This window comes from Pseudomonas sp. GL-R-26, from assembly GCF_019947365.1.
GTDB lineage: Bacteria > Pseudomonadota > Gammaproteobacteria > Pseudomonadales > Pseudomonadaceae > Aquipseudomonas.
Genome location: NZ_JAGYGI010000017.1, coordinates 110,965 through 135,330 on the forward strand (window position 1 = coordinate 110,965; position 24,366 = coordinate 135,330).

At 59.8% G+C, this 24,366-nt stretch carries 26 protein-coding genes and 1 rRNA gene; 11 read left to right on the forward strand and 16 right to left on the reverse strand.

The window, feature by feature from the left end:
• The first annotated feature begins 7 nt into the window (after positions 1-7).
• Positions 8-2,119: a TonB-dependent receptor gene (locus KGA96_RS18810; RefSeq protein ID WP_046043866.1), complete on the forward strand. Its 2,112-nt coding sequence runs from the start codon at positions 8-10 to the stop codon at positions 2,117-2,119.
• Between the two features lie 44 nt (positions 2,120-2,163).
• Here KGA96_RS18810 and KGA96_RS18815 read toward each other — a convergent pair whose 3' ends face one another.
• From KGA96_RS18815 to KGA96_RS18825, 3 genes are read right to left on the reverse strand one after another with little or no spacing between them, the layout of a single operon-like run.
• Complete coding sequence (locus KGA96_RS18815) at positions 2,164-2,706, reverse strand: DUF2937 family protein (protein WP_046043865.1); 543 nt, start codon at positions 2,704-2,706, stop codon at positions 2,164-2,166.
• A gap of 13 nt (positions 2,707-2,719) precedes the next feature.
• Entirely contained in the window at positions 2,720-3,496 is a 777-nt protein-coding gene (locus KGA96_RS18820; RefSeq protein ID WP_046043863.1) for a class II glutamine amidotransferase, read from the reverse strand.
• Between the two features lie 32 nt (positions 3,497-3,528).
• Complete coding sequence (locus KGA96_RS18825; protein ID WP_015096369.1) at positions 3,529-4,026, reverse strand: hypothetical protein; 498 nt, start codon at positions 4,024-4,026, stop codon at positions 3,529-3,531.
• A gap of 125 nt (positions 4,027-4,151) precedes the next feature.
• On the opposite strand from KGA96_RS18825, the gene KGA96_RS18830 reads away from it, so the two are divergent.
• Together KGA96_RS18830 and KGA96_RS18835 are read left to right on the forward strand one after the other, a co-directional pair.
• Positions 4,152-6,206, forward strand: a complete 2,055-nt coding sequence (locus KGA96_RS18830; RefSeq protein ID WP_046043862.1) for a S9 family peptidase — start codon at positions 4,152-4,154, stop codon at positions 6,204-6,206.
• Positions 6,207-6,420: 214 nt separating this feature from the next.
• On the forward strand, positions 6,421-6,894 hold the full coding sequence (locus KGA96_RS18835) for a cyclic nucleotide-binding domain-containing protein (protein WP_046043861.1): 474 nt from the start codon (positions 6,421-6,423) through the stop codon (positions 6,892-6,894).
• Here the strand turns inward: KGA96_RS18835 and KGA96_RS18840 are convergent.
• Positions 6,891-7,181, reverse strand: a complete 291-nt coding sequence (locus KGA96_RS18840) for a hypothetical protein (RefSeq protein WP_046043860.1) — start codon at positions 7,179-7,181, stop codon at positions 6,891-6,893. The genes KGA96_RS18835 and KGA96_RS18840 overlap by 4 nt on opposite strands.
• 95 nt (positions 7,182-7,276) lie before the next feature.
• Here KGA96_RS18840 and KGA96_RS18845 point away from each other — a divergent pair, with 95 nt between their 5' ends.
• From KGA96_RS18845 to KGA96_RS18860, 4 genes are all read left to right on the forward strand, one after another.
• Positions 7,277-7,963 (forward strand): spermidine synthase, encoded by a 687-nt coding sequence (locus KGA96_RS18845; protein ID WP_223514222.1) that lies wholly within the window; start codon positions 7,277-7,279, stop codon positions 7,961-7,963.
• Positions 7,964-8,013: 50 nt separating this feature from the next.
• Complete coding sequence (locus tag KGA96_RS18850) at positions 8,014-8,385, forward strand: YajD family HNH nuclease (protein ID WP_007898702.1); 372 nt, start codon at positions 8,014-8,016, stop codon at positions 8,383-8,385.
• A gap of 198 nt (positions 8,386-8,583) precedes the next feature.
• Positions 8,584-9,054 (forward strand): RNA methyltransferase, encoded by a 471-nt coding sequence (locus tag KGA96_RS18855; RefSeq protein WP_046043857.1) that lies wholly within the window; start codon positions 8,584-8,586, stop codon positions 9,052-9,054.
• A gap of 79 nt (positions 9,055-9,133) precedes the next feature.
• Complete coding sequence (locus KGA96_RS18860; protein WP_046043855.1) at positions 9,134-9,511, forward strand: DUF2892 domain-containing protein; 378 nt, start codon at positions 9,134-9,136, stop codon at positions 9,509-9,511.
• 128 nt (positions 9,512-9,639) lie between these two features.
• On the opposite strand, the gene KGA96_RS18865 is transcribed toward KGA96_RS18860, so the two are convergent.
• Both KGA96_RS18865 and KGA96_RS18870 read right to left on the reverse strand, forming a co-directional pair.
• Positions 9,640-10,869: a hypothetical protein gene (locus KGA96_RS18865; protein ID WP_223514224.1), complete on the reverse strand. Its 1,230-nt coding sequence runs from the start codon at positions 10,867-10,869 to the stop codon at positions 9,640-9,642.
• Between the two features lie 34 nt (positions 10,870-10,903).
• Entirely contained in the window at positions 10,904-11,353 is a 450-nt protein-coding gene (locus tag KGA96_RS18870; protein ID WP_046043853.1) for a YcgN family cysteine cluster protein, read from the reverse strand.
• Positions 11,354-11,517: 164 nt separating this feature from the next.
• On the opposite strand from KGA96_RS18870, the gene KGA96_RS18875 reads away from it, so the two are divergent.
• On the forward strand, positions 11,518-12,111 hold the full coding sequence (locus KGA96_RS18875) for a nitroreductase family protein (RefSeq protein WP_223466446.1): 594 nt from the start codon (positions 11,518-11,520) through the stop codon (positions 12,109-12,111).
• A gap of 78 nt (positions 12,112-12,189) precedes the next feature.
• Here the strand turns inward: KGA96_RS18875 and KGA96_RS18880 are convergent, their stop codons facing one another.
• From KGA96_RS18880 to KGA96_RS18905, 6 genes are all read right to left on the reverse strand, one after another.
• Positions 12,190-13,122 (reverse strand): D-2-hydroxyacid dehydrogenase, encoded by a 933-nt coding sequence (locus KGA96_RS18880; protein ID WP_046043851.1) that lies wholly within the window; start codon positions 13,120-13,122, stop codon positions 12,190-12,192.
• Between the two features lie 119 nt (positions 13,123-13,241).
• Entirely contained in the window at positions 13,242-13,535 is a 294-nt protein-coding gene (locus KGA96_RS18885; RefSeq protein ID WP_223514226.1) for a YcgL domain-containing protein, read from the reverse strand.
• The gene (gene rnd, locus KGA96_RS18890) at positions 13,532-14,665 is read right to left on the reverse strand and encodes a ribonuclease D (RefSeq protein WP_223466445.1); all 1,134 of its coding nucleotides are present in this window, start codon (positions 14,663-14,665) and stop codon (positions 13,532-13,534) included. Before rnd ends, KGA96_RS18885 begins: the two co-directional genes overlap by 4 nt.
• A gap of 123 nt (positions 14,666-14,788) precedes the next feature.
• Entirely contained in the window at positions 14,789-15,451 is a 663-nt protein-coding gene (locus KGA96_RS18895; protein ID WP_223514228.1) for a class I SAM-dependent methyltransferase, read from the reverse strand.
• Positions 15,452-15,523: 72 nt separating this feature from the next.
• The gene (locus tag KGA96_RS18900) at positions 15,524-17,173 is read right to left on the reverse strand and encodes a phosphoethanolamine transferase (RefSeq protein WP_223514230.1); all 1,650 of its coding nucleotides are present in this window, start codon (positions 17,171-17,173) and stop codon (positions 15,524-15,526) included.
• 190 nt (positions 17,174-17,363) lie between these two features.
• Positions 17,364-18,746 carry a glutamine synthetase family protein gene (locus KGA96_RS18905; protein WP_223514232.1) on the reverse strand — a complete coding sequence of 461 codons (1,383 nt, stop codon included), beginning with the start codon at positions 18,744-18,746 and terminating at the stop codon, positions 17,364-17,366.
• A 472-nt stretch (positions 18,747-19,218) separates the two neighbouring features.
• Between KGA96_RS18905 and KGA96_RS18910 the strand changes: the two genes are divergently transcribed.
• From KGA96_RS18910 to KGA96_RS18920, 3 genes are all read left to right on the forward strand, one after another.
• A complete protein-coding gene (locus KGA96_RS18910) occupies positions 19,219-20,403 on the forward strand; it encodes a cyanate transporter (RefSeq protein WP_223514233.1) in 1,185 nt (394 codons plus the stop codon).
• Between the two features lie 13 nt (positions 20,404-20,416).
• Complete coding sequence (locus tag KGA96_RS18915) at positions 20,417-21,334, forward strand: DMT family transporter (protein WP_223514234.1); 918 nt, start codon at positions 20,417-20,419, stop codon at positions 21,332-21,334.
• A 113-nt stretch (positions 21,335-21,447) separates the two neighbouring features.
• The gene (locus KGA96_RS18920) at positions 21,448-22,386 is read left to right on the forward strand and encodes a LysR family transcriptional regulator (RefSeq protein WP_223514235.1); all 939 of its coding nucleotides are present in this window, start codon (positions 21,448-21,450) and stop codon (positions 22,384-22,386) included.
• A 3-nt stretch (positions 22,387-22,389) separates the two neighbouring features.
• On the opposite strand, the gene KGA96_RS18925 is transcribed toward KGA96_RS18920, so the two are convergent.
• The 4 genes from KGA96_RS18925 to rrf all read right to left on the reverse strand — a co-directional run.
• Positions 22,390-22,755 (reverse strand): 5-carboxymethyl-2-hydroxymuconate Delta-isomerase, encoded by a 366-nt coding sequence (locus KGA96_RS18925; RefSeq protein WP_046043840.1) that lies wholly within the window; start codon positions 22,753-22,755, stop codon positions 22,390-22,392.
• Between the two features lie 57 nt (positions 22,756-22,812).
• Entirely contained in the window at positions 22,813-23,739 is a 927-nt protein-coding gene (locus KGA96_RS18930; RefSeq protein ID WP_046043838.1) for a LysR substrate-binding domain-containing protein, read from the reverse strand.
• A 127-nt stretch (positions 23,740-23,866) separates the two neighbouring features.
• Positions 23,867-24,058, reverse strand: coding sequence for a YegP family protein (locus tag KGA96_RS18935; RefSeq protein ID WP_046043837.1), 192 nt, complete (start codon positions 24,056-24,058; stop codon positions 23,867-23,869).
• 198 nt (positions 24,059-24,256) lie between these two features.
• Positions 24,257-24,366, reverse strand: a 5S ribosomal RNA gene (gene rrf / locus KGA96_RS18940); the annotation flags it as partial.

The following is a 24,366-nucleotide window of genomic DNA, read 5'->3' on the forward strand; positions in this document are numbered from 1 at the left end:
CCACCTCATGAACCGAACCAAACTTTCCCTGTTGATTCCGTTGCTCGGCTCCGTCAGCGCCCAGGCCTGGGCCGAGGATACCGACCAGCAACCCGGCACATTGAACATGCAGGCCACCGTCGTTTCCGCGACGCGTAGCGAAGCGACCATTGCCTCGATTCCAGGCTCGGTCCAGGTAATCGACGAACAGCAGATCCGCCAACAGAGTGGCGCCGGGCGTCGGGTCTCCGACATCCTTGGGCAACTGGTTCCCGGCCTGGCGCCGTCCAGCGGCGGGATGAGCAACTTCGGCCAGACCCTGCGCGGGCGCAACATGCTGGTGTTGATCGACGGCGTGTCGCAGAACGCCACGCGCGACAACTTCCGCCAACTCAACAGCATCGCACCGGCCAGTATCGAACGCATCGAGGTGGTTTCCGGCGCCAGCAGCATTTATGGAGCCGGTGCTTCGGGCGGCATCATCAACATCATCACCAAGCGCAACCAGGGTCAGGACCTTGCCTACAGCAGCAAACTGGGCCTGACCACCGGCAACAACCTCAACAGCAAGGGTTTCGCCTACGAGGCCTTTCAGAGTGCGACCGGGCGCAAGGATGCCCTGGACTGGTACCTGTCCGCCGACCTGACCCAGCGCAACGATCAGTACGACGGCAACGGCAATCGCATCCCTCAGGACACATCCCAGGGCAGCAACATGGACACCGACACCTATGACCTGCAGGGTCGTTTCGGTTACGAACTGGATGCCGATAAAAAACTCAGCCTGTCGCTGCAGGACTACAAGGACCAGCAGGACACTGACTACACAAAAGACCCGAAAAACCTGAAAGAGGCCGTGGCGGTCAAAGGACTGAAACTCGACGACCAGCCCTACACTCATAACCAGGCGGCCAACCTCAACTACACCGACAACGACTTCTACGGCCAGGGCCTGCAACTGGAAAGCTACTGGCGCCGGGCCGACGCGCTGTTCTTCCCGGACCTGTCGCGGGGCAAGGCCGGGATCGCCGACAACAACAGCGTGCAGGATGTATACGGCCTGCGTGCGGCCATCGACACGCCATTGCCGGCCATCGGCAGCGCCACGGGCAACCTGGTCTGGGGCGCCGACTACGATCACGAACGCTCCCGCCAGCGCGGTGACCAATACACCCTCAAAGGGCTGACCTACACCAAGACCGGCACCACTTACGAGATGGGCCCGGATATCGAAACCACCACCAAGGCGCTGTTCGGACAGATGTCCTGGGACATCGGAGACTGGACCTTGCGTGGCGGTGTGCGCCGCGAATGGATCGAAAGCGAGGTCTCCGACAGCATCGCTTACGGTCAGATCGTCCAGACCGGCGTACGTGCCATCCTGCCCGGTGACACCCTCAAGTACGACGCTACGCTCTATAACCTGGGCGCGGTCTATCACCTGAGTGAACATCAGGACGTCTTCGCCAATTACAGCCAGGGGTTTTCGCTGCCGGACATCCAGCGCTTCTTGCGTGACGTGAACAGCACCTTCGACATCCAGAGCCTCAACGCCCAGGCCATCAAGGTCGACAGCTATGAGCTGGGCTGGCGCGGTGACTGGGACCGGTGGCAGGCCGACGTCACCGTCTATGAAAACACCTCGGACGTGACTCAGTTCTACGATGCCAATAACCGTGTCTTGCGTCTGATCAACCAGAAGGAGCGGGTTCGCGGCATCGAAAACAGCCTGACCTACCTCGCGACCGATCACTGGTCGGTAGGTGGCACCTATGCCTGGGCCAAAGGCGAGACCGAGCAGAACGGGAAATGGATCGATCTGCCGGCGACACGCATTTCACCGGCCAAGACCACGCTGTTCGTCGGCTACGCCGAAGACGACTACACCCTGCGCCTGCAAGGCATGCACCTGGCCAGTTACGACGCTGCCGCCAAGGACAACAACGGGCGCGACATCGAAGGCTATACGCTGGTGGACCTGCTCGGCTCCGTGTACTTGCCGGTCGGTCGTCTGGAAGGCGGGGTGTACAACCTGACCAACCGCACGTACGTCAACCTGTTCGCCCAGGCCAACGCCAAAGCGCCATTCCCCAACGCCGAAGGCCGTACCTTGAGCATGACCTATTCGATAGATTGGTAATCAAGCAAGGAGCCGGCTTGCCGGCTCCTTGACGTTCAACGGTGTTACAAGCCGCGCAAATCCCGCTCTTCGATCGGCCGGCTCTGGCGCAGACGCTTGCCGCCCAACACCACCCAGTCGATCAGACGGAACAGGCACTCGATCCCGAACGACAGCAACAACGCGCCGCTCATGCCCCAGACCATCGCTTCGGGCGTCAACAGGATCTGGTAGCTGTAGCCATTCCAGGTTTCCTTGCGGATGTCCGGATCGGCGGCCAGCACTACTTGCAGGAAGCGGATGTACCACGGGCCCTGCATCGCCTGGAATTGCTTGTCCAGCGCCAGTTGACGGGTCAGCAGGTTGCTCAGGCTGTCGGCATCGCTGCGAAAGATCGGGTCTTCACTGGCGCGGTAATGCGCGACCAGAGCCTGCATGTCACCCTTGAAGAACTGATTGGCGGTGTTCTGGAAGCCGCTCAAACCAGCCTGCGCCTCGATCAGGTGCGCTTCGACCCGCTTGACGTAATCGCTGATGAAGCCCGGCACCTGGACACCGATCAACAGACCCGCCGCAAACAACACCAGCCGTAGATAACTGAGCAACATGGGGGTTGAATCCTTATGAGGTCTGGCCCTGGCTGACGCATTCACCGCGTCGCCACAGGCTCCATTGACCCGGTTCGTAGCGGGTCCAGGTTTCGTTTTCGGTCAGGGGTTCGGTGGCGATGACGGTTACCACATCGTTCGGCGTGGTTTCGGCCTGAAAATCGACGATCACGTCGACATCTTTCAAGCGTGCCGGGCCAAACGGTGCGCGACGGGTGATTTGCGCCAGTTTGGTCGAGCAATAGCAGAACAGCCAGTCGCCGTCGCTGAGCAGGCAATTGAACACGCCTTTGCTGCGGTATTCGGCGCAAGCAGCCACCAGATCAGGCAGCAACGCTTCGACTTCGACCGGCTCGGGGAACGCCGCACGCACACGATTGAGCAAATCGCAGAACGCCGCTTCACTGTCGGTATCCCCAACCGGGCGATAGAAACTGGCCACTGGCTGGAAGTCCGCCAACTGGCCGTTATGGGCGAAACACCAGTTGCGCCCCCACAGCTCTCGGACGAACGGATGCGTGTTGGACAGGCAGACCTTGCCGACGTTAGCCTGGCGGATGTGCCCGATCACCACTTCGCTCTTGATTGGATAGCGCTGCACCAGGTTCGCGACTTCCGACTCGCAGCTCGCCGCCGGGTCCTGGAACAACCGCAGCCCACGGCCTTCATAGAAGGCAATGCCCCAGCCATCGCGGTGCGGGCCGGTGCGTCCGCCGCGCTGCATCAGCCCGGTGAAGCTGAACACGATATCGGTCGGGACATTGGCGCTCATGCCCAATAACTCACACATGCTCGGACTCTCGCTCAATCGCAGGGGCAAGGTTACAGACGGGGTTCGACTCGCATCCGCTGAGGATTGCTCGGCACGGGCGGACGACCGTAACGATCATCGCCGGCACCGCCGAACGGTTGATCATCCTCAGGCTCTTCGGCGCGGACGGCGGCTTTGGTGGCAGCCTCACGTTCTTTGCGGGCGTTGGAGGCGCGTTCGATGGGGAAACGGATCGCCACCAGCACCAGATAGAGGCCGAACGCGATCATGCCGTACATGAACAGATCGGAAATCGCCCGCCAGGCGTTGTTGCCGACCTTGAACAGCAGGTCGAGCGCGGTAATGGCGACAGCCGGTGCGACTTTGTCCTTCACCGGGTCGATGATGGTCGGGCTGAACAGCAGCACGACCATCGCCAGCCGCAGTGGCTCACGCAGCCAACGCCACATCCAGCGGGTCAAGCGCATCCACACCAACAGGCAGCCCAAAGCGGCGAAGGCGTAGAGGCCCCAAGCGATCAGATAGTCGTTCTCGGTCATGGTGTCCATGGCAAGGCAGGCAAAGAGGCGCTTATGATAACGGCTTTTCGCCCATCAGGCTGCATCAATGCCTGACTGTTGGGCGCTATCCAGGTTGCCAAGCCCCTATTCCGTACACTGTTCGAGAGCCCTTCATGCCCCTATCCGCCAACATTCACGACGCTCCGATCGCCCACAAGGCTGAAGGCTCCGACCCGTATGCCTGGCTGCAAGAGCGCGACACCAAGGCAGTGCTCGACTACCTGAAGGCTGAAAACAGCTATCAGGAAGCGCAAACCGCCGACCAGGCCGGATTGCGCGAAACCCTGTTCGAAGAGATCAAGGGGCGGATTCTCGAGACCGACCTGTCCCTGCCCTCGCCGTGGGGACCGTATCTGTATTACACCCGCACCACGGCGGGCGATGAGTACGCCCGGCACTACCGCTGCCCGCGTCCGGCCGATGACAGCCTGACCCTGGACGAAAGCCGCGAACAACTGCTGCTGGACCCGAACGAACTGGCCAACGGCGGCTTCTTTTCGCTCGGGGCGTTCAGCATCAGCCCGGACCATCAGCGTCTGGCCTACAGCATCGACTCCAGTGGCGAGGAGATTTACACGCTGTTCGTGAAGGAATTGTCCGAAGGCCGTGTCAGCGAACTGGAATTCCAGGACTGCGACGGCAGCATGACCTGGGCCAACGACAGCCTGACGCTGTTCTTTGGCGAACTGGACGACACCCATCGCCCGCACAAGCTATACCGCTATCGCCTGGACGGCACGGCGGCCGAAGAAGTGTTCCATGAGCCGGACGGTCGCTTCTTCATGCATTGCTACCGTTCAAGCTCCGAGCAACAATTGCTGCTGTCCGTGGGCAGCAAGACCACCAGCGAAGCCTGGGTCCTCGACGCCAACCAGCCGCTGCAAGCCTTTACCTGCATCGCGCCACGGGTCGAGGATCATGAGTACGACGTCGACCACGGCGTACTCGACGGACAATGGACCTGGTTCATTCGCAGCAACCGTGACGGCATCAATTTCGCCTTGTACACCGCTGTCGATACCGGCGCCGCGCCCACCGAAGCCGACTGGCAGAACCTGATCCCCCACAGCGACACGGTGATGATCGACGGCATCAGCCTGAACACCGGGGCCATGACCCTGAGCCTGCGGGTTGGCGGCTTGCCGGTCATTGAAGTTCACCCACAAGGCCTGCCGCCTTATCGCGTGCAACTGCCGGATGCGGCCTACAGCCTGCACGTGCAAAACAGCCTGGAGTTCGAAAGCGACCGGATTCGCCTGCGTTACGAGGCATTGAACCGTCCGGCGCAAATCCGTCAGCTTGAACTGGCAACCGGCGAGCAGAAAGTCCTCAAGCAAACCCCGGTGCTCGGCCCGTTCGATGCCGACGCCTACGTCAGCCAACGCCTGTGGGCCACCGCGCCGGATGGTACTCAAGTGCCGATCAGCCTGGTGATCAATCGTGCAGACCTCGGCAAACCCGTGCCGCTGTACCTCTACGGCTATGGTGCCTACGGCGAAAGCCTCGACCCGTGGTTTTCCCATGCGCGCCTGAGCCTGCTGGATCGCGGCATGGCGTTTGCCATTGCCCACGTGCGTGGCGGCGGCGAACTGGGGGAAGCCTGGTATCGCGCCGGCAAGCAGGAGCACAAGCACAACACCTTCAGCGACTTTATCGCCTGTGCCGAACACCTGATCGCCCAAGGCTTCACCACTGCACCGCAGTTGGCGATCAGTGGTGGCAGCGCCGGTGGCTTGCTGATCGGCGCAGTGCTCAACCAACGGCCAGAGCTGTTTGGCGCCGCCATCGCCGAAGTGCCGTTCGTCGACGTACTCAACACCATGCTCGACCCTGACCTGCCATTGACCGTGACGGAATACGACGAGTGGGGCAACCCTGAAGAACCGGGCGTCCATGATCGGATCAAGGCCTACGCCCCGTACGAAAACGTCACCGCGCAAGCTTATCCGGCGACCCTGGTGATCGCCGGCTACAACGACAGCCGCGTGCAGTACTGGGAAGCGGCCAAGTGGGTGGCGAAATTGCGCGCGACCAAGACCGACAGCAATCCCCTGCTGCTCAAGACTGAACTGGGTGCCGGACATGGCGGGATGAGCGGTCGATATCAGGGATTGCGTGACGTAGCACTCGAATATGCATTTTTGTTCAAGGTTCTGGGTATTGCCTGAGGAACCTGGCGCGTTGTGCCGGTCTTAACTCCTGACACCGGCGGCCGATACAACACCTGTACCCCGTGGGAGCGAGCTTGCTCGCGATGGCGTCAGCACAATCAACATTACTGTTGCCTGTGAAGCCGCAATCGCGAGCAAGCTCGCTCCCACAAGGGATTTTCGGTGAATTCAAATTCGAGTCAGCAACAATCACAAAAAAGACCGTGACGACATGTCTGAACCAACCTTTCTGAACAACGAAATTCGCGACTGGCTAATGGATTGCGGCCTGTTCAATCAACTGTTGCCGGCGGACTTCGCCGCGGCTTCGGGCTACTTCAGTATCAGCACCATTACCCAGGGCGAGGAGATCTTTCAGGAGGGCGATGCCGGCAGCTTCATGTGCATCATCCACACCGGTCAGGTGGCGGTGCAAAAAACCACCGCTGACGGGCAACGAGTCACCATCGCCACCTTGCGCAGCGGCCGCTCATTCGGCGAAATGGCCGTGCTTGATGGCGAACGGCGCTCAGCCAGTTGCGTAGCCGCGAGCAACTGCCAGTTGCTCAACCTGGGCAAGGACTCGCTGGAAAAGATGCTCAACGACGCACCGAAAATCGCCGCCAAAATCATCCGCGCTCTCGCCGTGTCCCTCTCCAAACGCCTGCGCATGGCCGACGGCCAACTGCTTTCGCAGCAGGTCTAGCCGCCCGGCGACTTGGATTTCGGCAGATTGGGCTCCAGCCCCGGCACGGGCTGGTCCTTGGTCGGCGGGCTCGGCATTTCGATCGGCACCAACGGCGGACCACTACTGCCGGGGCCGACTTTAGGCAAAGGCGCCGGGCTGATCTGCGGGTAAGGCGTGGGCGTCGCGGTGCCGGGCGAGCCGGGCATCGGCGCGGGGCTGACGGGAATCGATTGCAGCTGTTGCGCCTGCACTGCAGTTATCGAGAGCGCGGCCAGGGCAATGACCGTTAGAATGGTGCGCTTCATCAATGGCTCCGTTGGCCTTGTCGTCATAAACAGGCTACTCCCAACTGCGTCTGTTTGCCCTCCCGAGTTCTGCCAATTTTCTTCAAGTGAGCCCCATGAAACGTTTCGTTCTGCTGGACACCACCCCCATCCCTGAAAACGGCGGCGCCCTGTGCCTGTTCGAATATGGCGAGGATTTTGTCATCAAGATCCAGGGCGGCGACGGCGGACAATTGATGAACACGCGCATGCACGGCTCCGAAGATGCCCTGGCCGAGATCCCGTGTCGCAAGGTCGCCGGTCGGCCGAATTCGCGGGTACTCATCGGCGGCCTGGGCATGGGTTTCACCCTCGCTTCGGCGCTCAAGCACCTGGGCAAGACCGCCGAAGTGGTGGTCGCTGAATTAGTGCCTGGCGTTGTGGAATGGAATCGCGGGCCACTCGGCGAGAAAGCCGGAAACCCGCTTCAAGACCCGCGGACCGTGATTCGCATGGAAGACGTGGCCAAAGTCCTGCAGGCCGAGCCCCAGGGTTTCGATTCCATCATGCTCGACGTCGACAACGGTCCCGAAGGCCTGACCCAGAAAGCCAACAGCTGGCTGTACTCCGCCGGCGGCCTGAGCGCCTGTGCCAAGGCCCTGAGACCGAAAGGCGTGCTGGCCGTCTGGTCGGCCAGCGCTGACCGACAATTTTCCGACAAACTGAAGAAGGCGGGTTTCAAGGCCGAGGAAGTGCAGGTCTTCGCCCACGGCAACAAGGGCACCCGCCACACCATCTGGATTGCCGAGAAGCTCAAGGGCTAGGCTAAACTTCACCCTATAACCGTCATCAGTCTTTCAACAAAGGTGAACCCATGAGTTCGTCCACCCCGACCAACACCTCGAAGCTGGATCGCATCCTCGCCGACAACCAGCGCGACAAGGAAATGGGCTACCGCGACAAGGCCCTGAAGATGTACCCGCACGTCTGTGGCCGCTGCGCCCGTGAATTCTCCGGCAAGCGCCTGAGCGAACTGACCGTGCACCACCGCGACCACAACCACGACAACAACCCGCAGGACGGCTCGAACTGGGAGCTGTTGTGCCTGTACTGCCACGATAACGAGCACTCGCGTTATACCGACCAGCAGTATTTCGACGAAGGCTCGCTGAGCACGCCGAAAATCGCCAAAGCCACGCACAACCCGTTTGCGGCGTTGGCGGGGTTGATGAAGAAAGAAGACTGAAGATTTTCAGCGCCTGATCTGGCCTCATCGCGAGCAAGCTCGCTCCCACATTGTTCTGCGTCCGTCAGGACACCTCGGTCAACTGTGGGAGCGAGCTTGCTCGCGATAGCAATCGCTCAAACACCACCAATCTCAAACTGACCACCCCTGCCCCAATCCCCGTATAATCGCGCTTTTTTCCCGAAAGGCACCCCGCTCGTGGCAGACAAACGGTACAGCTGCATTGGTTTGTATAACCCCAAATCACCGGAGAACGTCGGTTCGGTGATGCGCGCCGCTGGCTGTTATGGCGTGGCGTCGGTGTTCTACACCGGCAAGCGCTATGAGCGCGCTGCCGACTTCGTCACCGATACCAAGCGCGTGCACTACGACATCCCGCTGATCGGCATCGACGACCTGAAGAAAATCCTGCCCCTCAATTGCGTGCCCGTCGCCGTGGAACTGGTCGAGGGCGCCCGCCCGTTGCCGGAATACACTCATCCGGATCGCGCGCTCTACATCTTCGGCCCGGAAGACGGATCGCTGGATAAAGAAATTCGCGACTGGTGCGAGGACGTGGTCTACATTCCGACCACCGGTTGCATGAACCTGGCCGCCACGGTCAACGTCGTGCTCTACGACCGCCTGTCCAAGGGGCTCAATACCCGCTCCGGGCCAAAATTCCGCTAATCACCGCACATCCGATTGAACGAGCTGCCCGCCCTGGCTGTCAGCTTGACTATCGATCCCTGAAGCCTGGAGACAGACCATGAGCGAACTCAAACGCGTCGAGCGTATCGAATCCACCCCGTTCCAGAGCCCTTCCGAGCAGAACGTGCAGGGCTGGGAACGCGTCGGCTCCCTGGCCGGCGGTGTGGTGATGGTGGGCAAGGGCCTGCGTCGTGGCGGGATCTTTGGCCTGATCCAGGTGGCCATCGGCGGCGTGGCCCTGGCCCGTGGTATTACCGGCCACAGCTCGGCGAAAAGCCTGCTGGAGAAAGGCCGTCAGGACATGAACAACGTGCGGGCGAAAATCCAGCGGGCGGGTGAAGAACTGAGCCAGATGAAAGCCAATGCCGAGGCGGCGACCAAAACCGCGACGGTTACGGGCAATGATTCGTTGAAGTCACCGAAGACCGGGGTTTGATCCGGATCGTCCGGTGGGGCTGATGGCCCTATCGCGAGCAAGCTCGCTCCCACAGGGTTATGTGGCGTTCACAACAATTGCATTCACCTCCAATCATTGTGGGAGCGAGCTTGCTCGCGATGACGGACTCACTGAATCAACTCAGTACTCAGTACTTTTGAAGAACCACCGATCACGCTCTCGCTGAGCTGAACAAACGCCTGGGTATCGATATCCCCCAGCCGCATCGCCCCGCGCAACACGTCGTCCAGCGACCGCTTGTTGTGGGTTTTCAGGCGAATCTCGCGATCCAGTTCCTGCAGCAACACCACCGCCCTGGCCACCTGCATCGCAGTGATCTGTTCACCACGCAGCGTGGTGACTTTCTGGCTGTTCCTGACCAGTTTGGCGTGCAGGTTCTCGTAGCGCTCATCACTCATGCCACCAGCCCGGCGCACCAGTTCGATGGCGTAATACTCGGCAAAGCCTTCGCTGATCCAGTCACTGCGCTGGGTGCCGTTGATCCGCCCAAACATCTGGGCCAACTCGCGGACCAGGGCACTGGTGCCGCTTTCGCTGACCAACGGCAGACGACTGTTGAGGTAGATCGACTCATGCGCCGACTGGCTGCCGCGCCACATTGGGTCATTGGCCCCGACGATCAGCAGTTTGCCCGGGTGTCGCGGATACAGCGCCTGCACTTGCGGCCAGACGAAGGTCAGTAGCGTCAGCACATCCATACGGTGCATGCCCTGCCCCAGCGGCGAGGCGACGGTGACCTCGGTCTCGCCCAGACGAGTACGGCGGCTGCCGAGCTGACCCGCGAGCATCCAGCCGGTGGGCCGGTCGAACAGTCGGGAAGGGTTGTCGATACGGAATTTATTCGGGCCGATTCGTGGCCACGCGGTTTCAACGCTGTTCCAGCCACCGGGCAGTTCGAATTCGAGGCGTGCAACCAGTTCGATGCCGTCCTGTTGATCGAGTCTGGCAGCCGGTACCAGATCGTCGCCGCGCATCAACGCCCAGTGTGGCGTCATGCGCGTGTCGAAGCTGCCGCTCTTGCGCCCGTGGCTGATGTTCACGCGGTAGGTCAGGCAGGCCTTGTCGGCAGCAGGATGCCAGACACCACGCGCCGCATTGCCGGGGGTCAGCTGCCATTGGCCGTCAGCCTTGAAATCGCTGTAGTGACTGCCGTCGCCAAGGTCGAAATCCAGGCTGCGTACCGCCGAGCCCTGGGCAAGCGTCAGGCGCACTTCGGCCTGATCGCTCTGGGGCAACAGGCGCACGTGGTAATCCAGATTGACCTTGTTCGCAGCCCATGCGGGCGAATTCACGACCAGTAATCCAACAACCCACGCCTGCCGCCATCCCACAGCCATACACACTCCTTCGTGAAACGTTGAACGTTGGCAATCAGCCTGCGCGGAAAATCAGGTGATCTTCCCAGTCATCTTCCGGCACGCTGCCTTCGGCGAGCATGCGCCCGGACTGGGAAATCCGCTCGTGATGAACAGCATCGCGATCACCGCACACCAGGTGGTGCCACAACGGCAGATCCTTGCCTTCGCTGACCAGGCGATAGCCGCAGGTTGGTGGCAGCCATTTGAACTCGTCGGCCTTGCCCGGTGTGAGCTGGATACAGTCCGGCACGGAGTCACGACGGTTGGAATAGTCCTTGCACTGGCAGGTTTTCAGGTCCAGCAGTTTGCAGGCGATGCGCGTGTAATAGACGCTGTTGTCGTCTTCGTCTTCAAGCTTTTGCAGGCAGCACAATCCACAGCCGTCGCACAGCGACTCCCATTCCTCCTGATCGAGTTGATCGAGGGTCTTGCGTATCCAGAACGGTTCTACTTTGGCGGCCATGGTTCGAGTATCGACATCAGGTGGTGAAAAGGCCGCCAGTCTAGTGCCCGAAGCCCCTTGGGCCAAGCATTGGCGACTGTCGGTAGAACGGGCTTGTCAGTTTTTGCGCTGCCAAGTAGGGTTTTGCGTTGCCCCCACTTTCAAACGTAGCAAGGAATCTCTTGATGAGTGCCAACCCACGCGTTGCCGATTACGCCATTCACCCTCAGTTCACCGATCGCTGGTCGCCCCGCGCCTTCACTGGCGAAACGATTCCAGAGGAAACCCTGCTGAGCTTCTTCGAAGCCGCCCGCTGGGCACCCTCGGCCTACAACTCGCAACCTTGGCGTTTCCTTTACGCACGTCGCGACACGCCAAACTGGGAGCGTTACCTGGGCCTGCTGAACGAATTCAACCGCAGCTGGGCACAACATGCTTCGGCCCTGGTGATCGTGATTTCGAAAACCACCTTCGCCGTGCCTGGCGCCACCGAAGAAACCCCGGCCCTGTGGCACACCTTCGACACCGGTTCCGCCTGGGGCCACCTGGCCTTGCAAGCGAGCCTGAGCGGCTGGCACACCCACGGCATGGCCGGTTTCGACCAGGAACTGACCCGCAAGGAGCTGAACATTCCTGAAGGCTACGCCCTGCACGCCGCCCTCGCGGTGGGCAAGCTGGGGGACAAGGCGAGCTTGGCGGATTACCTGCAAGCCCGTGAAGAACCAAGCCCGCGTCGTCCATTGAGCGAATTGGCGGCTGAAGGTGATTTCACCCTCTAAGTCCCACCGTAAAACCAATGTGGGAGCGGCGGTGCGACGTTTCGACTTGCTCGCTCCCACACTTTGACCGCATTGGATTTAATACCCGCGATCGAAATCCACTTCCCCGCGTAACGCCTCTCCCGCCTGATACGCCCGAAGGTTCTCGACAAACAGTTTCACCATCATCGAAGGCGAAGTAGGTGCCGAGCTGTGGCCGGTCAGCAGCAGGCCCCAGGCCGTCCAGAATGGATGACGCTGGGGCAAGGGTTCCTGACGGCACACGTCGATCACTGCGCCCGCCAGATGCCCTTCCTTCAAGGCTTCCACCAGATCCGCATCGACCACCGCCACACCGCGCCCGGCGTTGATGAACAACCCGGTCGGCTTGAATTGCTTGAACAGCGTCGCGTCGTAGATATCGTGGGTTTCCACGGTGTTCGGCAGCAGATTGACCACGTAATCGACTTCACCGACCAGCCGCGGCAGATCCGCCAGTGAACCGACCTCGATAAACGGTGCCTGCTCCCGTGCCGTGCTGGCAATGCCATACAACTCGACGCCGAACGGTACGAGGAACTGCGCGACACTTTGACCGATATCACCGGTGCCGACGATCAACACCTTGCGCCCGGCCAGGCTCTGGCCATGGCGACTGTCCCATTTGCGCTCGACCTGGCTGACCAGTCGCGCCAGCACTTCACGTTCGTGACCGAGCATGTACGTGAGCACGTACTCGGCCATGACCTGGCCGAAGATGCCGACTGCACGGGTCAGTCGATAGTGCCGCGGCAACCCATCGGCCAGCAGCGGCGTGATGCCGGCCCAGGTCGATTGCAACCATTGCGGTTGATGGCCCTGACGCAACAGGGTCGCCAGCAAATCAGGCTGGCCGAGCCACACCGGGCAATCGGCGGCCTGACTGGCCAGTTCAGCGGAATCACCGCTGGTCAGCACCTCCAGGTCCGGTGCCGCCTCGCGCAACAGTTGGGCGTACACCGGGTGGTCGTGTTCAGCAATCAGGACGCGCATGCTTCAAACCTTTCAAAAACGGTGCAGACGGCCGCCGACGGAGCAGTGCTCCGTCGATGCTGCCATCGCTAAAATCAATCAGTGTTTCATAACCACTCTGAACAGAGCCTGTCTGCCGCTCACATCGGATCGTTACGACGCAACAATTCTTCCGGCAGGTGCTCGATGTACTCGTCTTCGGCAGGCGGCATTTGCAGGTGATAACCCTGTTTTTCGAGGTTTTCCAGCACGACCGTGATGTCCTCGCGCGACAGTTTGCGCCCGGGGCTCAGCACCAGGTCGAACGCGTGGATGGCCTTGCCGAAAGCTGCCATCAGGGGCTCCGGCACGCGCTCCAGAGCATCGCTCTTGAGCACATACAGGTACATTTCGTTTCTCTTCGAGCTGCGGTAGATGGAACAAATACGTTTCAAGGCTGTTCTCCGGCGGTGGCCAGGCTGTCGAGCAGCGCCTGGCCCATCAATTCGCGGCGCCAGCCACGCAGCGAATCAGGCAATTGGTAGGGACCATTGGGGAAGCCGCTCTTGAGCAGCGCTTCCAGGGTTTTCTTGCGCAGCATCAGTTCCGGCGCGATGTTCAGGCGTTCGGCTTCGGCCTGGCCTATGGCCTTCATTTGTTTGAGCAGCACAGCGGCATCCACCGGCAACGGCTCCGGCACGGCTGGTGGCCATTGATCAGGCGACACACTGCCAGAGCGCTTGATCAGATCAAGCAGAAACTCGCCGTCCTGACGCACGGTACGCGGGTGCATGTCTTCGATTTTCGCCAGGGCGCCGAGGTTATCCGGTTGCGTACGCGCCAGCGGCCACAACGAATGCTCGCGGATAATCCGGTTGCGCGGCAGGTCGCGGACCCGGGCTTCCTTTTCACGCCAGGCGCAGAGCTCACGCAAAACGGCGAGTTGAGCGCGGGACAGCTTCCAGGCCAGCTTGGCATCGCGATAGACCTCGTACGGGTCGATCTCGCGGCGCAGGTTGGCCACCAGTTCGGCGCCGTCTTCCAGGACCCAGGCGTATTTGTCGTCAGACAGCTTTGGGCGCAGCTTTACGAAGACTTCAGCCAAATGCACGGCGTCTTCGGCGGCATAGCTGATCTGGGTTTCGGAAAGCGGACGTTGCAGCCAGTCGGAACGGGTTTCACCCTTGGGCAGGTCGATGCCGAGCACTTCCTGCACCAGCCGCGAATAGCCCATGGAAAAACCAAGGTTCAGGTAAGCGGCAGCCAATTGCGTATCGAACAGTGGCGCCGGCAGGCTGCCGGTCAGGCGTAGCAGGACTTCGAGGTCTTCGCTGCACGCGTGGACAACTTTGAGCACCGCCGGGTTTTCCAGCAACGCGGCCAATGGCTGCCAGTTGTCGATGGTCAGCGGGTCGATCAGATAGGCGCGAACGCCAACACCGATTTGCAGCAGGCCGGCGATCGGATAGAAGGTGTCGACCCGCATGAATTCGGTATCGAGGGCAACGAATGGCAACTGTTGCCACTCGGTGCACAACCGTCCGAGGCTATCGTTGTCGCGAATCCAGTGAATATCGATGGCCACACGGCTCTCCCTTGAAGAATGGCGCGCAGTATATATCGCCCCCGGCGATTTCCGCGCATCCACTGAACAAGAGCGTTAGCGAAAATTACTGCGTGACATACAGAATAGTCCGACAAAGTCGGGCTAGCTGGTCTTACCCAGCACATAGACCCGCATCCGCGCGCAACCAGGGAAAAAATCCTGATGGCTGAGCAAACGGAAACCCGCCTGCCTGAACTCGCTTTCTACCTCGGCCTTGCTCGGTAATGGCCGGGCCGGAACGCCCTCCACACCTGAATGTGCGCCCTTGAAAAGTCCGTCATGGCGCACCGCGACAATCACCGTATCGCGACTGACTCGGTAAAACTCACCCAGCATCGCCAGACGATGTTCCGAGTTATGGAGGAGCTGAAACAGTTGCATGCAAAAAATGCAGTCAACCGCGTTCTCCGACAAGCCAATCGAGAACGCGGAACTCTGAAAGGTCTTGACCCGCTTCAACAGACTCTGCGGGTGATGTGTGCGGGCATGATCGAGGATGTCCTGGGACGGATCCGTCGCAAGGATCACCCGATTCGCGTGCTCGGCCAGCACTGGCCAGAAACGCCCCACACCACAAGCCACATCAAGGATCAGACCAGGCTCGCCAGCGACCTTGAGTGCATTGCGCACCAGACGCTCCTCACGCCAGAGCGCCAGACGCCCGCCCAGACCCGGCGCTTGCGGCTGAAGGCAGACGCGCGCGTGCTCCTGGTCGTAGCGCCGGGCGATCTCAAGCTCGATGGCGGTTGGAGGCTGAGCAGACATGTGCAATGGCTCTTGATAAAAGTTCTACAGGCCGCAGGTCGGCGGCCGCCGCGTGAAACAGAATCGGAGCACTCAATCCTTGGCCAACACGCCGTCGGCCACTGGACCACGACATCCGGCAAACATGTCCAGATCCTGGTTGTACACCTTGCTGCGGACCTCCAGCAGCCCAAGCATCGAATGGAACAGGTTGTCCTGGCTCAGGGGTTTTTCACGACTCTGTTGCAGGCAGTGGGTATCTACCGCAAACGACTTTTTATAGCTGTCGGAGAACCAGGCAAACATGGCTACATGCTTTTGCTGCTCGGGTGCCAGCATGTAAGGCGTGCCGTGGAGGAACAAGTTGTATTCACCCAGGGACTCGCCGTGGTCCGACAGATACAGCATCGCGGTGTCCACTTTGCCCTGGTTACTGCGCAGCAGATCGATCAAGGTCGACAGCACATGGTCGGTATAGACCAGGGTGTTGTCGTAGCCATTGACGATACTTTCGCGACTGCAATTGTTCAGGGCATTACTTTCGCAAACCGGGGTGAAGCGCTCGAATTCTTTCGGGTAACGCTTGAAGTACTCCGGACCGTGGCTGCCCATCTGGTGCAATACCAGTACAGTGTCCTTGTCCAGGGTATCGATGAAATGTTGCAGGCCTTGCAACAGGATTTCGTCGCGGCATTCGCTGTTGTTGCACAGCGCCGGATCTTTCAGGTTGCTGACGTCCTGAATGGTGACGCGATCGCAGGTACCTTTGCAGCCTGACTGGTTGTCACGCCAGATCACGTCGATACCCGCATGCTTGAGCACGTCCAGCAGGCCTTCTTCGTTCTTTGCCTTGCTGGCGTTGTAGTCCTTGCGCCCCATATTGGAGAACATGCAAGGCACCGATACGGCGGTTTCAGTACCGCAGGAATGCACATCGGTGAAAGCGATCAGGCCATCTTCCTTACTCAGTTTCGGAGTGGTGTCGCGGCTATAGCCAAGGATGCCGAAGTTCTCCGCCCGGGCACTTTCACCCACGACAAGAACCGTCAGTGATTTTCGCCCGTGAGTTTGCCAGGCCGGATTGCGCTGGGCATCTTCACCGATCTTGACAAAGGGCTGCCGGGCCGTCGCTACTTTCTCGCGCAAGAAACCAGACGTGGCACCAATGTAGTTGCTTGGCACCACCATCAGGCGCAACTCGTGGTGATTGCGAAACAGCGAAGACAGGCCTTGATAGTTAACCAGTGCGACACCACCAATGACTGCCGCCGAAGCAAAAGTCACTAGGGCTTTACTGAGCAACTCACGATGCCAGCGACGATAACTAATTGGAGTTTTCCACAACAGCCATGACGGCAATACGCCGAGCAGCACAATATAAACAAACAACTTAGGTGACAGTAAGTCGCGCACTTCCGTAGCGTTGGTTTCAGCGAAGTTACGCAACATGCCGGTGTCGATCAGAACACCATACTGGCTCATGAAATACGCCACGCCCGCGCTGATCATGAACAGCAGGGTCAGGACCGGCTTGAGCACCGGCCGGAAGGCCAGCAGGGTCAGCACAATGTTGAAGGCCGCGAAAATCATCACCCCAAAGGCCACGCGCATGACGATGCCCTTGCCGTCGGATGCGGTGATTTCGAACAGGTGTTGCCAGAGTACAAAATTGAAGCCAAACAACAAAAATGCGCTGGCAATCAGTGTCACCCATTCGGGGCGCACGGCTTTAATCTTAAGCATGAGTTTCGGCGGGTCCTGAAAAAAGGCGTCTTCGGAAAATGTGAAAATTTCATTTACCGAGACAGCTCTAATTTTAGGTAGTCAACCATCAATTTTTTGTGAAAAAGAAGCCAACAATTAGTTGGCTTATAAAACCAGCCTGGAACTTCCAGACTGGCTGAGAACGATTCAGCTCCAGTACAGCCTCGGCTCAAGCCTGGTGCAAATACCATCGCCAGTCCTGCTCGCCGACCTCCCCCATGAATTGACGATATTCGGCGCGTTTCACTGCCAGGTAAACGCCGAGGAATTTGTCGCCGAAGGCTTCCCTGGCCCAACTTGAACCTTCCAGCGATCGCAAGGTGGTCAGCCAGTCTGTCGGCAACAGTTTCGTGGCCTGGGCGTAGCCATTGCCTTCCACCGGCGCACCAGGGTCGAGCTGTTCGCGGATACCGCGATGAATACCGGCCAGAATCGCCGCAGCCGCCAGATAGGGGTTGGCGTCTGCGCCACAGATTCGATGTTCGATGTGCCGGGAATACGCAGGCCCGCCAGGTACGCGCAAACTCACGGTGCGATTGTCCACGCCCCAGGTGGCCGCCAGGGGCGCATAGCTGTTGGCCTGGAATCGACGGTAGGAGTTGGCGTTGGGGCAGAACAGCAACAACGAATCGAGCAAGGTACTGAGCATGCCGGCGACGGCCTGCTTGAGCAGTGGCGTTCCATCCGGGGCTTCGCTGGCGAAGAGGTTGTTGCCGTCCTTGTCCGCCAGGCTCACGTGCATGTGCATCCCGGTGCCGGCCAGGTCATCGAAAGGCTTGGCCATGAAGCAGGCTGTCATGCCGTGCTTGTGCGCCACACCCTTGACCAGACGCTTGTAGCGCACCGCTTCATCCATCGCCTGTAGTGTGTCGGAGCGGTGCTCGAGGGTGATTTCCACTTGCCCCGGTGCGTATTCGGAAATGGCCGTGCGCGCCGGAATCCCCTGGAGTTTGCAGGCACTGTAGAGATCGGCCAGGAACGGCTCGATCTGCTCAAGCTCGCGCAACCCATAGACCTGGGTGCTGTGCGGACGCCCGCCATCGACATCCCGTGCCGGTTGCGGCCGGCCATTGCTGTCGCGTTGCTGATCCAGCAGGTAGAACTCCAATTCCGCCGCCATGACCGGGTAATAACCGTCTGCCTGCAAACCTTCGATGACTTTGGCCAGCAAATGACGGGGATCGGCAATGGTGGCGGGCATTCCCTCCGTCGGGTGCATGCTGACCTGCACGGCAGCGGTCGGTATCAGACGCCACGGCATTCGCGTGAGGCTGCCGCTGATCGGGTAGGCCCGGCAGTCGATATCACCGACGTCCCAGACCAGCCCGGAGTTTTCCACGTCATCGCCGTTGATGGTCAGGCCGAGGATGGTGCTCGGCAATGGCCGCCCGCTTTCATACACCGCCAGCAACTCGTCACGATGCAACAGCTTGCCCCGCGGCACACCGTTGTTGTCGAGGATGAACAGCTCGAACATTTCAATATCCGGGTTCTGCTCCAGAAAGGTCTGGGCTTCTTGCCGGGTGGCAAACGAGGTCGTGGCACTACTCATGGGAACTCTCTTTTTCCGTGTCAGGCGGGTGCGCAAAAGCACCCGTACTTTAATTCCGGCATCAACCGGAATATGTAGGAACAATCAGCGGAAAAAGCAGGAATCCGGCGGGCGCGCATGGCGGCAATGCCACAGCGCCCAGAAAGCCAGTTCAGAAGGAAGTGCAGAGAGGTTTGGCGCGGTGGCGGGCGTGAATCGACGACCAAGGCTCGACGCCCGAACGTCGATGGATGCCTTGAAGTGGATTGCGACTGGCCGACCGTCCATAGAGAGAACCGCAGAAAACAGATGACCCGCAGCGTCACACGATGGCTTGAGTCGTTAAATCAGGATTTGAAGAACCTTGGATGTCGTCTGGCTAAACATTTGGCTACGACTTGTATTTAATTTCTAAATACTTCGCCGGAATTTCTGATTTGCCGCCTCCAGGCCTCGCGCGCCTAATCGGAACCCTATTGTTCAAGGTCCAATCATGGAAAACACCCGAGCCACTTCCCGCCCTGCCCTCTGGCTCATGTTCAGCATTGTCCTGGTTGCCCTGAACCTGCGCCCTTCCATGGCCGCTATCGGGCCTCTGCTCTCGGCGATTCGCGACGACATTGCGCTGAGCTTCAGCCAGGCTTCACTGCTGACAATGTTGCCGGTGACGGCCATGGGACTGGCGATGTTTGCCGGCCTGCGCGTCAGCCAGAGATTCGGCGAGCAGCGCACGGTGGTGTTCTCGTTGCTGGTCATCGGCGTGGCCACGCTTTCGCGGTTGTTCCTTGATTCAGCCGCGGAGCTGCTCCTCAGCGCAGTGCTGGCTGGTATCGGTATTGCCCTGATACAGGCCCTGATGCCGACACTGATCAAATCCCGCTTCAGCGACCACGTGGCCCTGTGCATGGGGCTCTACGTCACGTCAATCATGGGCGGAGCCGCCATGGGGGCTTCCTTTGCGCCGCTGGTGATGGAGCGTACCGGCAGCTGGCGTATGGGCCTGGCGATGTGGGCCGTTCTCGCTGTGCTGGCATTACTCTTCTGGCGCGGCCAAAGCGCGGGGATGCCAACACTGGATTCGAGGGCATCCAGCAAAGGTTCGTACTTCGCCAATTCCCGCGCGTGGTTACTCGCTATTTTCTTTGGCCTGGGCACTGCGTCCTACACCTGTGTTCTGGCCTGGCTGGCGCCGTACTACGTGGAAAAGGGTTGGAGCGAACAGCACGCCGGATTGCTGCTCGGGTTTCTGACCGCCATGGAAGTGCTGTCGGGCCTGCTTACGCCCGTCATCGCCAACCGCAGCCGCGACCGCCGCGTCGTGCTGACGGTATTGCTGACACTGATCATCGCCGGATTCTGCGGACTGATTCTGAGCCCGCAGCATTTGAGTCTGATGTGGCCATGCCTGCTGGGGCTGGGCATTGGCGGCCTGTTCCCGATGAGCCTGATCGTGTCGCTGGACCACCTGGACAATCCATTGCGTGCCGGTGGCCTGACCGCATTCGTTCAAGGCATCGGCTACTTGATCGCTGGCCTGTCGCCGCTACTGGCGGGGATCATCCGCGACCGGCTCGGCAGCTTTGAATGGGCCTGGTGGTCGCTCACGGCGGTCATGGCGCTGATGCTGCTGATGGTTTTTCGCTTCAACCCAAGGCACTACACCCGTCACATCCATTGACCTGGAGCCTGCCATGAAAACCACCTGTTTCGCCGTCGCTCACGCCAGCATGCTTCTTTGGGCCTTGTTGATCGCCGCATCGTTTTCCGCTGCGGCGCAAGTGAGCCAGGCCATCGACCCGATCCTGCTGACCGGTTTGCGCCTGTTGTTTTGCGCCTTGGTGTTTCTGCCGCTGTTGCTGCTAAAAGGCGATGCCGTCATGACCACCCGCGCGCTGCTGGGTCACGCGGTACTCGGCCTGCTGCTGGCGCTGTACTTCGGTTCGCTGTTCGAAGCGTTGCGCTACACCTCGGCCGTCAACACCGGGACGATGTTCACGCTGGTGCCGCTGATGACCCTGGGTTTCGAAGCCGTGCTGACACCTGACAGCCGTCTGAAACAACGGATTGTGCCGATGCTGCTCGCCGCTGCGGGGGCGGTTTTGTTGATCATGAAAGGCACCGGCCCCGGTGAGTTGCCATCGCCCTATGCACTGACGGTGTATGGCATCGGCTGCCTGGCGATGGCGCTCTACGCCCCCCTCAGTCAGCGCCTGAAAGCCGATAGCCTCAAGGGACGCGGACCGGTGTTCATGACGTTCTGGAACATGCTGTTCGGTGCGCTGTTTTTGCTGGTGTCCTGTGGATTCAGTGGCGGTTGGCGCTCGGCATCATTACTGACGCTCAACGATTTCTATTGGCTGATGTACCTGGCGGTGTTCGCCACACTGGCGACGTTCTGGCTGCTGCACCGGGCCATCGGCGTGATCGCGCCGTCCTCGGTGATTTCCTACATCTACCTGAGCACGCTGTTCATCACCTTGTTTCACTGGCTTTGGGGGCGCCAGATGCCGCTGCCGCAGGAAATGGCCGGCGCGGTGCTGGTGGGCCTCGGCATGTTCGCGCTATTGATGTCCAGCCGCCGCGCCGTGTCGGCGATGGTCCAGGGCTGACAGGGTCTTGGGCGAAACGTCCTGCAAGGCATTTTCCCTGCTCGCTCATTCCGTTAGGATAATTCCCCCACCTTGCACACGGTCAGCGCAAGGGACGCAGCGAGACGCAATGGATGCTGAACAGCAATTCGCTTAGAAAACTCGACATGCAGGACCTCATGGTGTTCGTCGCCGTGTATGAGCAGAACAGCGTCACCGTCGTATCCGAGACGCTCTGCGTCAGCCAGTCAACGGTGAGTTACTGCTTGAAAAAACTGCGCACCAGTTTCGAGGACGAACTGTTCACCAATACCCGTACCGGCGGCATGCAGCCCACCGGCAAGGCCAGCGCGATGTACCCTCACGTGCTGAAAATCCTCGATAGCATCAACCTGTGTCACGCCGGCTTACCCACGTTCGCCCCTGGCCTGCAACCGGTGACCTTCAATATCTGCGCACCGGAATATTTCGAGCAATTGATCCTGCCGCGCCTGTTGAAAACATTCGACCTCGCCGATCTTCCGGTGATGGTCAATGTGTTCAAACTCCAGGCCGATATCCCTGCCGAAGCGTTGCGCGAAGGCAGCCTCGACCTGGTGATGTGCTTCGGTCCGAACTTCCATCGCAGTCACATCGATTTCAAATCGCAGACGCTACTCGAAGATGACCTTGTGTGTGTGTTCGACAAACGCGCCACACCGGCGGAACCGCGCCTGAGCCTGCAAACCTATGTCGAACGTCGACATGTGTTCCCGACACCCTGGACGTCCGCCACCAACATGGTCGACGGCTGGCTTGCGCAGCAGGCACAACAGCGCCAGATCGTCGCACGCGCCAACAGCTACAGTGCAGCGCTGAAGCTGATTACCGGCACCGACTATGTCCTGACCCTACCCCGGCGCATCCAGCGATTGCTGGCCAGTACAGACACCTTCAATCACTGTGAAGCGCCCGAAGGCTTGCCGAGTTTCACCCTCGACATGCAGTGGAACCAGGGTGTCGATCAGGACAGCGCCAACACCTGGCTGCGAACGCAAGTGATCCAGGCCTGCGTCGAGCAGGAATCAGCCTGATGTTCAGTTGTTGATGGCGGTCTTGCTGTAGGAGTCGCGATCGATGTCGAGAATTTCCACGCACAACTGGACCTCGATGCTGCTCGGCCATTCACACAGCTCCCGCACCACCGCCAGCAGGCTTTCAGACAGCTGTTTCTTGATCTCTGCGGAACGACCACTCAACAGCGCCAGTTTCACATGCACGAACGCCCGCTCGGCCAGTGCCGTGCCGACCTTGAACGTCTCGACCTTGACCGCGCGGCTCTTGATGTCGAATTCGGCAGCAAACTGACCGGAACCCACCAATGTATTGTTCAACCGCATCAATGCCACATCGGCATTCAGATCAGTCAGGTTGGCGGTGTATTCCATGTGCAGGTGAGGCATGAGTCAGTTCCTGTTAGTAGGTGGAGAGGTCGTACATATAGCACAGCGCCGCCCTGTTCATTCGGGCGGTGGCAAAACGGCACGTTCACTCATGAACGCTTCCAGGCGCGAGCGTAACCAGCGCTCGGCAGGGTCGGTATCGACATGACTGAGCCAGACCATGGACAGGTCCAGGGTGGGTGTCTGGATGGGAAAGGGTTCCTTGAACAGCACTCCCGATGCAGCCATCGCCTCGGCGGTGTAGTCCGGCAGGCTGGCAATCAGGTCCGTCCCGGCAAGCAGCGCTGGCAGCGAACTGTATTGCGGTACCGAGAGCACCACTTGGCGCGTACGGCCGATGTCCGCCAGCCACTCGTCGGCGTAGCCACTGACGTTGGCGGTGTGGGATACCAGCACGTGCGGTCGCGCGCAATATTCATCGAGGGTCAGCGGTGTATCGGAGGCATCGGCGCGCAAAATGCTGGGCTGGATGTGCCGCAGCAACTTGCGCTTGGCATTGGCCGGCAAGCCACGGGTCTGGCTGATACCCACCGTGATATCGCCGGACGCCAGCAAGTCGGGAATCCGCCAGTAATCGACATGCTGCACAACGAACACCACGTTGGGCGCTTCCTGGCGCAGCGCTCGCAGTAATGGCGGCAACAGGCCGAACTCGACATCGTCGGACAGCCCGATGCGGAACGACATCGTGCTGCTGGCCGGGTCAAAATCATGGGTCAGGCTCAAGGCCACGGACAACGAATCCAGCGCTGGTGAGAGGTGCCTGATGATCTCCTCGGCCCTTGCCGTCGGCTCCATGCGATGGCCAACGCGTATGAACAGCGGATCATTGAACATCGCACGCAAGCGGTTGAGCGCCGAACTGATGGTCGGCTGGCCGAGAAACAGCTTTTCCGCCACCCGAGTGACATTGCGCTCGAGCATCAGCGTTTCGAATACCACCATCAGGTTGATATCCGCCTTGCGAAGTTCATTGCGATTCATCCACTGCCCCCCGATCCCCAAATCTGCTGACAGTTTAGGTAGCGGATGCGACTGCCGTCTATCCGACTCAGGTCCAACAGCCTGACACGGGTTGAAACGAAGCGGCCCTGAACGAGCAGCTTCCCCCTCAAACTTCCTTGATCGGGGTCTGCTCGCAGGTTCCCTTGATCAAACTGATTGCATGCAGGCAATCGGCCTTGTTGACGTACGCCTCCCCGCTGGCAATCGTTTCATGATTGCCAGCCCTCAACCGCCAACGCCATTGGCCCTTGCCAGTCAGAACAGTGCCGCGGATTTGTCTGTAAATCTCAAAATACATTGCTCGCTCCTTGCGATTGCTGGTGACTGCAGGTCAGTGCTCTGCAGTCATCAGAATAAAGGAGGAGTTTCCAAGGCGATTACTTGCAATGTCAGGGGATATTTCGCACTGGAGACCCAGAGTAACCGCGTACGAACTTTCCCGCGGACAAAAACAAAACCCCTACCTGCATACGCAGATAGGGGTTTCGGAATTTAATCTTGACGATGACCTACTCTCACATGGGGAAACCCCACACTACCATCGGCGATGCATCGTTTCACTGCTGAGTTCGGGATGGGATCAGGTGGTTCCAACGCTCTATGGTC